At 50.8% G+C, this 13,494-nt stretch carries 16 protein-coding genes and 1 riboswitch; all 16 genes read right to left on the bottom strand.

Annotation, left to right across the window (positions count from 1 at the left end):
* On the bottom strand, nt 1-614 hold a 614-nt coding region (locus tag C5O22_RS11515), incomplete at its 3' end, for a helix-turn-helix domain-containing protein (RefSeq protein ID WP_132781965.1).
* Between the two features lie 163 nt (nt 615-777).
* Nucleotides 778-1,026, bottom strand: coding sequence for a DUF7674 family protein (locus tag C5O22_RS11510; protein WP_132781963.1), 249 nt, complete (start codon nt 1,024-1,026; stop codon nt 778-780).
* 45 nt (nt 1,027-1,071) lie between these two features.
* Complete coding sequence (locus C5O22_RS11505; protein WP_132781961.1) at nt 1,072-1,425, bottom strand: TFIIB-type zinc ribbon-containing protein; 354 nt, start codon at nt 1,423-1,425, stop codon at nt 1,072-1,074.
* 14 nt (nt 1,426-1,439) lie between these two features.
* The gene (locus C5O22_RS11500) at nt 1,440-1,733 is read right to left on the bottom strand and encodes a DUF6966 domain-containing protein (RefSeq protein ID WP_132781959.1); all 294 of its coding nucleotides are present in this window, start codon (nt 1,731-1,733) and stop codon (nt 1,440-1,442) included.
* 9 nt (nt 1,734-1,742) lie between these two features.
* Nucleotides 1,743-2,156, bottom strand: coding sequence for an immunity protein Tsi6 family protein (locus C5O22_RS11495; RefSeq protein WP_132781957.1), 414 nt, complete (start codon nt 2,154-2,156; stop codon nt 1,743-1,745).
* On the bottom strand, nt 2,149-2,280 hold the full coding sequence (locus C5O22_RS13765) for a hypothetical protein (protein WP_279432200.1): 132 nt from the start codon (nt 2,278-2,280) through the stop codon (nt 2,149-2,151). The genes C5O22_RS11495 and C5O22_RS13765 overlap by 8 nt, the downstream gene beginning before the upstream one ends.
* The gene (locus C5O22_RS11490; RefSeq protein WP_132781955.1) at nt 2,280-2,528 is read right to left on the bottom strand and encodes a hypothetical protein; all 249 of its coding nucleotides are present in this window, start codon (nt 2,526-2,528) and stop codon (nt 2,280-2,282) included. Before C5O22_RS11490 ends, C5O22_RS13765 begins: the two co-directional genes overlap by 1 nt.
* Nucleotides 2,525-3,229 carry an L-ribulose-5-phosphate 4-epimerase AraD gene (gene araD, locus C5O22_RS11485; RefSeq protein WP_132781953.1) on the bottom strand — a complete coding sequence of 235 codons (705 nt, stop codon included), beginning with the start codon at nt 3,227-3,229 and terminating at the stop codon, nt 2,525-2,527. The genes C5O22_RS11490 and araD overlap by 4 nt, the downstream gene beginning before the upstream one ends.
* A gap of 309 nt (nt 3,230-3,538) precedes the next feature.
* The gene (gene araA, locus C5O22_RS11480) at nt 3,539-5,035 is read right to left on the bottom strand and encodes an L-arabinose isomerase (RefSeq protein WP_132781951.1); all 1,497 of its coding nucleotides are present in this window, start codon (nt 5,033-5,035) and stop codon (nt 3,539-3,541) included.
* The gene (locus C5O22_RS11475; protein WP_243692933.1) at nt 5,022-6,131 is read right to left on the bottom strand and encodes a LacI family DNA-binding transcriptional regulator; all 1,110 of its coding nucleotides are present in this window, start codon (nt 6,129-6,131) and stop codon (nt 5,022-5,024) included. The genes araA and C5O22_RS11475 overlap by 14 nt, the downstream gene beginning before the upstream one ends.
* A gap of 14 nt (nt 6,132-6,145) precedes the next feature.
* Entirely contained in the window at nt 6,146-7,756 is a 1,611-nt protein-coding gene (locus tag C5O22_RS11470) for a xylulokinase (protein WP_132781949.1), read from the bottom strand.
* Between the two features lie 184 nt (nt 7,757-7,940).
* Nucleotides 7,941-8,285, bottom strand: coding sequence for a thiamine-binding protein (locus C5O22_RS11465; RefSeq protein ID WP_132781947.1), 345 nt, complete (start codon nt 8,283-8,285; stop codon nt 7,941-7,943).
* A gap of 71 nt (nt 8,286-8,356) precedes the next feature.
* Complete coding sequence (locus C5O22_RS11460) at nt 8,357-9,193, bottom strand: energy-coupling factor transporter transmembrane component T family protein (protein ID WP_132781945.1); 837 nt, start codon at nt 9,191-9,193, stop codon at nt 8,357-8,359.
* Complete coding sequence (locus tag C5O22_RS11455; protein ID WP_132781943.1) at nt 9,187-10,632, bottom strand: ABC transporter ATP-binding protein; 1,446 nt, start codon at nt 10,630-10,632, stop codon at nt 9,187-9,189. The genes C5O22_RS11460 and C5O22_RS11455 overlap by 7 nt, the downstream gene beginning before the upstream one ends.
* Nucleotides 10,633-10,797: 165 nt before the next feature.
* Entirely contained in the window at nt 10,798-11,394 is a 597-nt protein-coding gene (locus tag C5O22_RS11450; RefSeq protein WP_165910512.1) for an ECF transporter S component, read from the bottom strand.
* Nucleotides 11,395-11,535: 141 nt separating this feature from the next.
* Nucleotides 11,536-11,628: riboswitch (TPP riboswitch) on the bottom strand.
* A 110-nt stretch (nt 11,629-11,738) separates the two neighbouring features.
* Nucleotides 11,739-13,031 carry a glycoside hydrolase family 27 protein gene (locus tag C5O22_RS11445; protein WP_132781939.1) on the bottom strand — a complete coding sequence of 431 codons (1,293 nt, stop codon included), beginning with the start codon at nt 13,029-13,031 and terminating at the stop codon, nt 11,739-11,741.
* Nucleotides 13,032-13,494 lie beyond the last annotated feature (463 nt).

The following is a 13,494-nucleotide window of genomic DNA, read 5'->3' as shown; positions in this document are numbered from 1 at the left end:
GCCGGTTGCTTGGTCGTGTGTAAAAACCCAAAGGCATAGCTCCCATAGGTATCCACCACCGTATGCAGGTACACCCGCCCACCCCCCTTCAAGGTCCCTACGAAAAAAGTATCCTGACATAGTAATTCTCCCGGCCCCGCGCTCTCCACATGCCGCTCCTTGAAGCTCGGATTCAGCTTCTCTATGTAGGCTATCTGATCGGCGGAGAGCTCAAGCCCCTCTTCTGCCGACTTCTTCTCCAGCGCAAGCCACCGATCATACCGAGATCCGAGTCCATGCTCGATCAGAATCTTTTGGATGGTCACGTTCGAAACATACGGGCCTTCCAGAGACAGAAGCTTCTCCAGCTTGTTGCAACCGTAGGACGGGTGTGCCAATGCTAATTCGATGATGCGAGCTTCAACCTCGGGCTTCACCGTCTGGGGGTGACTCTTATGGATCGGCGGTAAATCTTTGAGACCTTCGAACCCATGGGTTTGAAAGCGACGTTTCCACTCGTAGAACGAGGTGCGATCCATCCCTCGACGACGGCATGCTTCAGAGACATTACCGAGCTGTTCGGCAAGTTCTAACACACTCAACCTTTGTTTTGCAATCTTAACAGCTGCTTCCATTCCCTACCTCCTGACTATCATTTTAATGTAACTCTAGAAGGTTAGGAATACAATTTTTTTTACTTCAGGAAGCAATTCTTATAACTTTCTTTTGTTAGGGGACCAAAATATTTTGCTAATAATTCTTTGGCCTTAGAATTTTCTTCATAATACAAACTTTCAATTATGGCAACTTCATGAGGTTTTTTATTTCTTTATCTCCATTTTTAAGCATATCTTCAATAAAGCTGAATATAGCTTTCCGTTTTTCTTCATCATAAGAATAAGCCGTATTCATAATAAATTTAAAAAATACAGATTCATAAAATACGTAGGGGAGTTCTTTATAATCATCGATATTCTCTTCATAAACTTTTCTTAGTTCAGGGAAATTGTCAATAAGTACACTTATAGCTTCTTTGTATTCGTACATCAACTTGCCTTCTATTGATTTTTTTCATCTTGAGAAAATTAAAAACTAAGCTGGTGGTCCTGGATCTAGAAGCTCTCTCTCAGTCCGTCCGGTTTTAATTTTAACTTTGCAATCTTCACAATAAAAAAGGATTTCATGTTCTCCATCATTAAATAGCTTCATTTTTGAATTGCATCTGGGACATTTCCTTCTATGCACAGGGTACCACATACTTATATAAAAACCGAATGCAAGCATCGTAAATGCAAAGGATATAAAGAGTGCGACCAATAACTCAAGAATTATTAACAAAATTATAGATACTCCAGCACAAATAGCGGTGACTACTAATAGTTGTTTTACAATATGGGACTTTTTCTCCTTGACGGTTTCGTATTTATCCAGAGTATAATAATTCATTTTTATAACCTCCTTCAGGATATAAAATTAATTAGTTCCTGATGAAGTCGCATTCGCAATGTATTAAACCTATCATTCAGCTTGCTATCTGGATTACCATTTACATATAACACAAGGTCTGAGAATGAACCAGAACCTTCAAACATTTGTAAGGCTTTTCTTGCTAGTACGTTCAATTCGTCTTCTTGAGAATTTTCAAATTCATTTTTTATTTGATATATACTCTTTGCCCACTCTGTCTCGTTGGCTTTAAGGAGTAATGTGTATATCTCATCAAGCAAGATCTTAATCTGAGTTATTTCCGCCATAAGAAATTTCTACAGTTTTTTGTAACGATAATCTATTTTCTGTAGAAGATCGGTAAAGTCAGGGTCGTCAGCTTCAAATTCCCGCACCGAAATGAGTCCTATGTTGATACGTTTTTTAAGCTCGTCTTTTGATGCCCCCTGATTTTTAAGATCCTCTTCTATGGCAATCAATTGTTTCTGAATGACCTGTAAGGTTTGCCATTCTGGCGATTTTCTTAACCTTTCGTTTGTCATATTGAGGGCTTCTCTTACTAATTGAGTTAACTCTTCGAAATTGTATAACGCCATATATTCCTCCTCAAGATTTGAAATCTCTGTGCCAAGTTTATGACCCAGAGGCCACTGATCGATAACCAATCGGCTAAGACCGATATGTTGATGATTATCTGAAACCAGCGATTTTTGATTAAGAGAATCAATCATATATCATATATTGTATTCTTTCTTTTACAATTTTTAAATCTTCTTTTGATATTTCTGCATCATTATATTTCTCTATTTTATGTAATACATTTTCGGCATGTTTTATAACTTTCTGTATATCCATTAGTTATCCCTTTTCTTTTTAGTTGTTGGGTCACTTTTTAATTTTTCATACAAATACCTACAGGCTTCATCTTCACTTTTAAAAGTTTTTTCACCGACCCTGTTTCCCCTTTCATTATAAAACACATGAAAGGCGCCGTAAGATTTTTCTAAACAGTAGCATTCCCATTGATTCATTCCATCTAAGGAATAAGAGTGTGGGTCATAGTTTTCTCTTTCTAAAATCATTTTGAGTTCTTTAGTATTCATTTCTTTTGCCCGTAATATGCCCCGGGGCCATGCTTCCGTTCCCAGTGTTTTTTTACTATGTATTCTGGTAAGGGCTCGGCAATGGGCTTGATGGTAAGGGTAAGGATGGCCATCTTGCAAATTTCTTCCAACACTGCTCCATGATAGACAGATTGGGCGGCGGTTTTCCCCCAGGTAAAAGGTCCGTGACCTGCCACAAGGATCATGGTGGTATCATCCACCGCGAGTTCTAGCTGTTTTAGGGTACTAACGATGAGATGCCCCGTTTCGAGTTCATAGTCCCGCTGCACCGCCTCGGGACTTAAGAGGGGGGTACAGGGAATTTCCCGGCACCCGTGATCTGCGTGGGTGGTGCCGAAAATAGGAACGGATCGGCGTGCCTGGGCCCAGGCTACGGCATAGGGCGAGTGGGTGTGGGTAATACCTCCCAGTTGGGGAAAGGCCCGGTAGAGTACCATGTGGGTTTTAGTATCCGACGATGGGTTAAGTTTCCCTTCCACGACCTTCCCTTCGAGATCTACCACCACCATATCTTCGGGCCGTAGGTTTTCGTAGGCCACCCCTGAAGGTTTGATAGCAAAGACCGCTTTTTGAGCATCAAAGGCGGATACATTGCCCCAGGTGTAAATGGCCAAGTTCCGCCGTGGTATTTCCAGGTTCGCCTCATAAGCTGCTTCTCGTAAGGTTTTATAGGTGTCCATAGTGATGCCTCCTCTCTAAAAAGCTTCCTCTTGTTGTACGATAGGCTCTCTCAGTTTTTTTCGCTACCAAAGGGTGGAGGAATGACTTTCTTGATGAATTCAAATTTGTGACATAAAAAATCTTTCCTCCCCTTCCTTCGTTCATCACCCCCGGATAGGTTCACCCCATTATCGCTGGAGCCCCTTCGTACAGGGGCTTCAGCGGTTTTTGTAATGGTATCCCCTTTTTCCCCCAACCACAGAAACTGGTGCCCCCATGAATCACGAAAAATAGGGGGCCACCGTTCGGGGCGGGGAGAACAGAACTCTTTACCGATACGACCAATAGGCTTCGCCCCAGCGCAGTTCGTCCCGGAGCCGTACCGGATCGGTGTGGGCGCCGATGTGCACCAGTTCTATGCCCGCAATTTCTGCCCAATCTCGCAGGTATTCTACCGAAAGGGCGGTGGAATATCCGGAGTGGTGGGCCCCGCCGGCGAGGATCCAGCTTTCAGCCCCATCCCGGAAGTTGGGGAGGGGTCGCCAGAGTACCCGCGCCACCGGAAGACGGGGCATGGGATTCGTTATGGGGATCGATTCTACATCGTTGACGATCATGCGGAACCGGTCTCCGAGATCGACCAGCGTGGCACAGATAGCTTTGCCCGGTGCCCCATCGAATACAAGGCGGGCAGGGTCTGCTTTACCGCCGATGCTTAAGGGATGTACTTCGATCCGGGGTTTCTGGGCTGCAATGGAAGGACACACTTCGAGCATGTGGGCTCCGAGGATTGCCTCCTTACCCGGTTCAAGATGATAGGTGTAGTCTTCCATGAATGAGGTTCCACCCGTTAGCCCCGTGGCCATCACTTTCATTGCCCGGACGAGCATGGCCGTTTTCCAGTCTCCCTCGGCCCCAAAGCCGTAGCCCTCTGCCATGAGGTGCTGCACCGCCAGGCCGGGCAATTGGGGAAGCCCGTGGAGATCCTGGAAGGTGGTGGTAAAGGCCCCGGCTCGCCGTTCTTCCAGGAACCGCTTCATGGCCACTTCGATGCGGGCCTGTTCTTCCAGGGCCTTGCGGGCCGTCGGATCCTTTTGGATCTCCGGGGCCAGTTCATACTGGGCCTCATAGACTTTCAGTTGCTTTTGTATATCCCCTGCAGAAACATCCGTATAGGCCTGGGCCAGGTCCCCGATACCCCAGCCATTTACCTGCCAGCCAAACTGAATCTGGGCTTCTACCTTATCCCCTTCGGTGACCGCCACTTCCCGCATGTTATCTCCCCAGCGGACCACGGTGGAACGCTGCCCATCGGCCCAGGCACAGGCGGCCCGCATCCACACGGCCATGCGTCGCCGCACCTCCGGATCTTCCCAGTGGCCTACCACTATTTTACGAGGAAGCCGCATCCGGGCATGGATAAAGCCATGTTCCCGATCGCCGTGGGCTGACTGGTTCAGATTCATAAAGTCCATATCGATGTTTGCCCACGGGATATCGCGGTTAAACTGGGTGTGCAGGTGGAGCACCGGTTTTTTGTTGATCGAAAGGCCCCCAATCCACATTTTGGAGGGGGAGAAGGTGTGCATCCAGGTGATAATCCCCGCACAACGGGGGTTGGCATTGGCCGCTTCAAAAACTTCCCGGATGCCCGCCGGGGTAAGGACCGTTGGTTTTAAAACGATGGTCCCCGGGAATTGGGGATCCCGGGAAAAACCCTCAGCCATGATCTTGGCATGTTCCGCTACCTGTTTCAGGGTAGCTTCGCCATACAGGTCCTGGCTTCCCACAACAAACCAGAATTCAAAATCTTTAAGGTTGATCATAACACTGCTCCTTATTCAGTTTTGCTTCTATCCTTTCTCCCCTTTCTACAAGGGGAGGGGCATTTTCTTTAAGGAATAAATCGATGGGAATATCATGATGATGATGGATCCGCTGGCCCAGTACCACATGCCGATACAGTTCCAGGAGTCCCCGGCGTCCCTGAGTTTCCGGTCGCTGGGAGATGATGGCGTCAATTGCACCCTGGAGAAGTAACTCGTGGTTGCGGGGTACCAGGTCGTAGCCAATGATGGTAAGCCGATCTTTTTGTTGGGCCCTTAGAACCGCCTCGGCAATCCGGTGGGCCGAGGCGCTGGTTACAAAAATACCATCGATAGGGGGGTGACATTGGGCCAGTTCCTCCAGCACTGCCTGGGCTTCCTCTGGTTTTTCTAACAGCACCTGTTCTTTGAGTACCACCGGCATCCGCACCGATGAGGCAAAATGTAAAAACCCGTTACGCCGTTGTTGAATGTGGTAGTCCTCTGCATGGGGCACGAGGAGGCCCCAGCGGGTTTCTTCGGGGCTTTTCTTTGAAAAAAGCAGGGCAAGACGGCCGGCCAGTTCTCCGCCCCGAAAGGCGTTTTGATGGATGGCGCAGAGGGGCGTGGTACCCGGTAAGTCCGCATCGATATATACCGTGGGGACTTCCTCCTGGATCGAACCAATAAAACGGCGGCTTTCTTCGGGAAGTATAGGCGCCAACACGAGCCCGTCTGGATGAAGGCTGACAACTTTTTGGGTGGCCTCCCGGAATGACCCGACCTCGTATCGATCATACTCTACAATGGTTGTCTGAATTCCCAGCACCGCAATTTCTTCCGAGGCAGTTTGAATCCCCTGGGCAAGCTGTCCCCAATAGCCCGAGTCCTGGCTTTTTTCAGGGAGCAGGGCCACAAAGTGGTAGGGCTCTTTCCGTTTAAGGCTGCGGGCAATGGGGTTGGGGGAAAATCCCGAATGGGCGATGATCTGTTCGATCCGTTCTTTGGTTTCCGGAGATACCCGTCCCCGGCCGTGGATCACCCGGTCTACGGTTCCAATGGAAACCCCCGCAAGGCGGGCAATTTCTTTTACGGTGATGGGGCTCGTTTTCTTCATGGCTTCTTCCTGTTCTATGCCAGAGCCCGGATTGCCTCCCGTTCGATGGCAAGACCCCGTTTGTATCGTTCCAGGTACTGCCGGAACTCTTCCGTATCCCGGGGGTCCGGCGGCACGGGACTGCTGATGCTGCTAGCGATCCGTTCATCCAGGAAATCTTCGAGGCTTTGCTGTTTGTTTTCCCGAATGGCGTAGGCCGCTAACAGGGCCATGCCCCAGGCACCTCCTTCACCGGCGGTGGCGGGGGTGCTCACGGGAATTCCCGTGGCGGCGGCCATTATTTTCTGGCCCGTGATGCCCCGCTTGAAAAATCCCCCATGGCCCCGGAGTTCTTTTACCCGAATTCCCTCCTGGTACAGTACATCTAAGCCTATCCGTAATGCACAAAGGGAACTAAAGAGGATGGAGCGTACAAAATTCGGCAGAGCCAGGGGCGCCTCTGATGTTCGGGCAAAGAGGGGCCGTCCTTCGGTAAAGCCCGTAAGGTGTTCCCCCGAATGGTATCCAATGTGGAGTAGCCCATCGGTAGTCGCATTCGCGGTAACCGCCAGAGCCGGAATTGTTTCGTACAGGGTATCGATGGGGCAGGGCCCCCGTACCGTCTGGGCCACCTCATGGAAGAGTCCAATCCAATCATCCAGCTCACTGGACCCATTGTTAGAGTGGGCCATGCCGACGGGCTTGCCATCGGGGGTAACCACGATGTCTAACTCTTCATGGGGCTGGGAGAGGGATCGATCCAGAACAATCATCGCAAAGACACTCGTCCCGGCGGAGACATTCCCCGTGTTGGCCCGGATGCTGTTGGTAGCCACCATGCCGGTTCCCGCATCTCCTTCGGGGGGACAGAGGGGGATGCCTCCCTTCAGGTTCCCCGAGGGATCCAGGAGCCGCGCCCCTTCGGCGCTGAGGGTTCCTGCAGGGGTTCCCGCCGGAAGGGGCCGGGGAAGGATATCCAGGAGCCGCCAGGGGAGTTTTTGACCTTCTACAAGGGCATCGAATTGGGCCACCATAGCCTTATCGTAGGTTCCCGTAGCAGGATCGATAGGAAATATCCCCGAGGCTTCCCCTACGCCTACTACCTTTTCGCCCGTGAGTTTCCAGTGCACATACCCTGCCAGGGTCGTCATGTAGGTAATCCTGGGAAGATGTTCCTGTTTTTCCAGCATCGATTGATACAGGTGGGCGATACTCCATCGTTGGGGGATATTGAACCTGAACAATTCCGTAAGTTTCTTGCTTGCTTCTCCGGTGATGTTGTTACGCCAGGTGCGGAAGGGAACAAGGAGTTTCCCTTCCCGGTCGAACACCATGTAGCCGTGCATCATGCCACTAAAGCCGAGGGCGGCAAGACGCTGCAGGGTAATACCATAGAGACGCTGTACCTGTTGAGCCAGGGACTGATAACAGCTCGCCAAACCCTTCCAGATCTCTTCTTCGTCGTAGGTCCAGATACCCTGGACAAGCTTGTTTTCCCACTCGTAGGATCCCGACGCCAGCGGCGTCCCATCGGGGGCAATGAGGGTGGCCTTGATACGGGTAGAACCAAATTCAATACCGACAATACCCTTTCCGTTCGCAATAAGGGCTCCCTGTTCCTCTTTTGAAAGACCACTGGGGGCCATACATCATCCTCCTTGTTGGTGCGTGTACCTACACAGTATAGGTGTGAACGTTCACGCAGTCAAGGGGGAAGAATCTCCGACAGAAAGGGAGAAAGACCCCTTCTCTGCCCTTTTGGGGGCACCGGGCGGTGGACGGCGCTATTTCCCTTTTAGGGGCTTCCCAGAGGAATCCTTCCGGAGGGGCTTAGTGGGGTTTTGTGTATTTTTCTGTTTTTTCGGCACTGCTCCCCAAATTCCGGCCGCTCCAGAGTTTGATGTAACTTGCGCCGGTGTCTATACCCGATTCAAGCAGGCGCCGATGTAAACGGCCGATGAGGGGAAGGATCTCCCCCAGGGGCCCTTCGATGACCGTTTCAAAGGGGCCTACCTGGTAGGAAAGGCCTGAGGCGATGATTTCCTGAATGACCGAGTCTACGATTTCGTAGACCCGATCCTTTTCGGTGATTCCCATCGGCAGGCATTGAATGGCCAGCGCGGAGGGCATGCTTTCAATATCTGAATGTTCATACGAATTTCTGGTATGTTCCATAATCTCCTTCCTTTGTTACTCCATGGTGTGTAAATCCCTGGTGTGTATCCGGGGTGCTTTCAAAAATTTCCCTAGCCGAGCTCAAAACGGAAAAGGCCACTCCTTATGAGTATATACCAGAGACCAAAAGACCCGGCGCCCATGAGGATGATGTAGAGCCAGTCCCGACCTGTCCAGGGTATTTCCCGTATAAAAGTCCGCTTCTGGCAGTTTTCAAGTCCCCGGGCTGCCATGGAAAGACTGAGACGTTCTCCATGCAGAATAACCCCCGAAAGGAGGGTAATGGGGACCCGAAGGAGCCTTTGTCGTCGGTGGCGGGCAGGTTGACCTGCGAGGCGGATGTCCTGGGCCTTCTGAATCAACTCAAGGTCTCGCCTGATGAGGGGGATGCTGTTCCAGCCTGCAAAGAGGGCATAGCCCCATCGATAGGACAGGTGCCACTGTTGCATAAGGGAGCGGATAAGATCATAGGGATGTACCGCGAGGATATACGAAGACGACAGGGTGATAAGGGAAAGGCTCCGCAGGAACACGGCAATTCCCCGGTGCAGTCCGTTTACACCTTCCGCGGGGAAAAGCACATTCATCAGGAAAAGTCCCACCGAAAGAAAGGAAAGGGGTGCCACGATCCGCAGGAGTTTTTTCAGGGAAAGGCCGGTGCTCCACCGGATGACCAGGTATCCTATGAGCATGTAGAGAGGAGGGGTATACCAGTCGATGGCCAGGAACACCGGCACCATCAGGGCCAGGTGTCCCAAAAGCAGGGCAAGGGGGTTGGGTCGCCACCGGCCGAAGATATGGTCAGATGGGGATAAAAGGGAGTGCGAAAGAGGGGGCGAACCTTCATTCGTTTGCGACAAGAGGATTCCCTGTGGCTCTGATGAAGGGGGCACGCTTTTTTCTACCATAGGTATCCTTCCTTAAAAGTTCGAATGGTGCAGGGGAGCCGGCTCAGAAAAGGGGTATCGTGGCTTACCATCAAGATGGTCTGTTGTTCCCGGATACTTTGATTGAGTAGTTCTAGTAAAATGAGGCGATTTTCCTGGTCAAGCCCATAGGTCGGTTCATCCATGATGATAAGGGGCCGACCCATGGCCAGGGCGATGCAGAGGGTGAGCCGGCGTTTTTCTCCCTCACTCAACTTAAAAGGATTCGTTCCCAGTCGATGGGTAAGGGAAAACCGTTCTGCTAGTTCAAAGGCCCGGGAATGGGATGGCGCGGAGTTCCTTTCCCCCTGGGAAAGGGCCAGATGCAATTCTTCCCGCACCGTGTCGGCTATAAAAAGGTGTTCTGGGTTTTGAGGGACATAGGCGATGTACGAGTAGAGTGCTTCCTGGGTAAGAAGGGCCCCATCCTTTCCCTCAATAAAAATCTTTCCTTTTTCTACCGGCAAAAGACGGAGTATTTTTTTGAGCACCGTGGTTTTCCCGCATCCCGAGGGCCCCTGGAGGGCAAGACAGGTCCCATGGGGAAGGCTCAGCGAAAGGTTCTGAAAAAGAGGAGGACCGCCGGGATAGCTATGGGAAAGGTGGCGAATTTCAAGCAGGGGGGCGGCGCTCTGAAGGGGAGAATGCACGGATGGAACCGAAGCGAGGTTCTGGCCAACTTCCCGGGAAGCCTCTGGCTCCCCCCCTGATGGGTCCTCGGGAACGGGGGGGCTATTCTGAGAGGAAACAAAGGTTGATGCAGCGAGGGCTGACCGCGGCGGTCCCTGTTCCTCGTATAGTTTTCCCTTTTCTACTTTGATCCACCGGTGACAGAAATCGGCAAGAAGTTCGTACCGGTGTTCCACCAGGATGACCGTTATTTCCGGGGGTAGCTGTCTAAGATCCTTGAAAAACTGGGTCGCCCGCTCTTCATCGAGGAATGAGGTGGGTTCGTCGAGGAACAGGACCTCCGGATTCCCCATGAGGGCGCAGGCCAGGGAAAGACGCTGGCATTCTCCCCCTGAAAGGCTTAAGGGGTGGCGCTGGGCAAATCCGGTCATCCCAAAGCGGGAAAGGGCGTCCTCTGCCCGTCGGAGAATTTCCTCCGGGGCTATCCCTTCGTTTTCCAGGGGAAAGGCCAGTTCTTCTATTACCGTCGGGGTGATAATCTGGGCTTCGGGGTTTTGTAACACCACCCCTCGCCGACGGTACAGAAGTCGACGGGTGCCGGTTAGCTCTCCCCCGGTGTGCTCTGGCGCAAGACCCGCCAGAATCTGCAGGAGGGTGCTTTTACCGCTGCCAGAGGACCCAAAAAGAAGCAGCCGTTCCCCTCTTTGAATGGAAAGGGAAATGCGGTCCAGCACCGGCCGACGCCGACCGGGAAAACGGAACGAGAGATTCTCTATTTCGATAAGATTCATGTATGGCTAGTCCAGTTCATCAGGTAGGTCATGTGCCCATAATGAGAGGCCCCCACCCACCGTCGTATCCCGACTTCCCCTTCAGGATGCGAGAAGCCTCGGGCAAAACCTGGCATCCTTAGATGCGGGAAACACCGCAGGCGGGGGTTCATCATCCCCCTGACTTTATTCTTCGCTTTCTTCTTTGACGAGGTCATCCCCTGAAAGCAGATTGGAGGTAACCCCGGTCCGGATGATTCCCCGACCTATGTGATAGGCAAGCCAGCCAGCCCAGAAGAGGCCGCTTACGGAAATAGCAATAATCTGAACTGGCCATAACCAGGGCTGTAAGGTCCAGTACTGGCTGTAAAAGAAATCGAGAATATACGAACAAAGGGCGGATGCAAACCCCGCAAGGAGCATCATCGGAAGGTTCCATTTTTTATAGCGGCCAAGAGCAAAGGCCGCTTCTGCCCCAATCCCCTGTACCAGACCCCATATGGCGGCGGTAATTCCCCACTGGGTGATAAACCCTTCGAGGATGGCGGCCAGGACTTCTCCAAGGAGGGCCGCCCCCGGTCGCCGAATCAGAAAGGCCACCAGGGTCCCCCCAATAAACCAGACCCCCGACATAAGGTACCGTAGCCCAATGGCTTCCAGCGGTTTAGCGAGGGCTTCGATGAAGGTCCATGCCCAGAACAGAACCCCGATGGCGATGGAAAGCACCACCAGGATCACGACTTCATTGAGTTTCCAGGAAAAAAGAGCGTTTTTCCCAGCCATACGAACTCCTTTCCCGGTATCAGAGCTTTTTTCTGTTCTAAAGCAAAGGGAAAGCACCAGCATTGGAGCTCCCCCGTAGTACTTCAGAACAGGAATCCTTTCCTGTACCGGCTCCATGAGATTTGTGGCTGTGGGGATACTATGGGATTATGTCAGGATCCCTGCGCTGGCATTACCCAGATCAGGTTCAACGGGTATAATCTCAGGCCCAACGGACCACCCCACGACGGAACCAGTATAAAAAGCTTGATAAAAACTGTCAACGTCTTGAATTTTGCTCTGTATTGTTCCTTCCCTTGGCTGCCTCGGATCGGGCCCCGTCATGGCCTATCAAAAAATAATTTCTAAAAGGGGCTCTCCTTTCTCATTAGCCGGTACAATCGTACCCCATGGGGAGGCACAGTGGAACAGATCTGTTCCTGAGAAAGGGTCCAACTTTGCTGGGTGAACAGTTCTTTTGCTATCCACGGGTTTTGAGAATAGGGCTCTTCTTCGAGAATGTTTTTGAGGTCTGTTTGTATGTTTTGTTGAGTTTCGGCCAGGTTAAAGTGGGCCAGATAGTATGTATCCCCCGCTCCCCAGGCGGTCCATACTGCTGAATGTTCATCCCGGGAAAATTGTCGGCTCCCCAAGGAGCACTGACATATTTCCAGGATTTCTTGATTGGTAAGGAGTGAAAGGGTCCAGTAATCATTCATAGTAAGATCCCCGCCGAACATAAGGGGCGATCGGAACATGCACCAGAGAGCAAATAGGGTCTGTTGTTCATCTCGGGTAAGGTTGGTATATCGGGGGCCACCGTGACTGCGGATACCAATGTATCCCAGAGGAAGCATGTCCGCATCGGGCCAGTGGCCTGGACCCACAAAAGGGGCCCATTGTTCACAACGACTAAACATATCGTGAACCTGGGACCAATTATCCCACATATCGTCGGTCATACGCCACAGGTTAGCATGAGCTATAAGGTGTTCCGCTTCTGATAGAGGAGCCGGCCCCGGGGAAAGGCTCAACACGATAGGTCTTCCGCATCGGTCGATGGCTCTTCGAATACATTCTACTTCCCCTTTGTGATAAGGCCGGGCGATATCATCGACTTTAAGATAATCTACCTCCCATTGGGCATAAAGATCGATAATCGAATTATAGTAGGCCTGGGCGCCGGACTTTGTGGTGTCAATCCCATACATATCCGTATTCCAGGGACAAGTGCTGTTCACGTCAGCTATGTCTCGAGCCGTGTAGGGGGTTCCTAAAATAGGAGTGTTCCGTTCTACTGCCTGGCGGGGAATACCGCGGAGTATGTGAATACCAAACTTAAGTCCCAGCGAATGGATGTATCGAGCCAATGGGCGAAAACCTTCTCCTCCCCGAGCAGAGGGAAATCGATTTTCGGCCGGTTGGAGTCGTCCATAGGTATCCATTACTAGAACAGCATGATCGTTGTAGATATTGCTCTTAGCCTGTGGTTCATACCATTGGATATCTACAACGATGTATTCCCAGCCATAAGGTAAAAGATGCTCTGCCATATAGGCTCCATTGGCCCGGACTTCCTGTTCAGTAACACTGGCCCCGTAACAGTCCCAACTATTCCATCCCATGGGAGGTGTTAGGGCCCACTGGTGGTGCTGCATAATGAGGGATCCTCCTTATATAAAAAGTCTGGCGTCCTGTTCTTTCCCATAGAGTATAACAGTAGAATATAACATTTTTTACCCTGTATTCTGGAGGACTGTGAAGGATCAGCACCCGCCGCCCTCAACGAGTTCCTGACGTACCGGCTTGCTCCCGGATTCTATTAATTTTACCCAAATGTGGGCATGACAACGGATACGTTCCAACACACTCAACCTTTGTTTTGCAATCTTAACTGCTGCTTCCATTCCCTACCTCCTGACTATCATTTTAATGCAAGTCTAGAAGGTTAGGAATACATATTTTACTTCTAGTCCAGGCAATTTTAAAAAACAACTTGTATTTATTTCTGAATTATTATAACTATTCAACCTTTGTTTACTTGCTGTAAAAATGTTTTTGTTTCTAGCTCTAGTAACAGCTACATAAAAGACGCTAAGCTCACGCTATTTGTCAACAAAT

The sequence above is a fragment of the Treponema sp. J25 genome (genome assembly GCF_004343725.1).
Lineage (GTDB): Bacteria > Spirochaetota > Spirochaetia > Treponematales > Breznakiellaceae > J25.
Note: the sequence above shows the minus strand (reverse complement) of the source record. Positions and strands in the feature narration are given on the sequence as shown.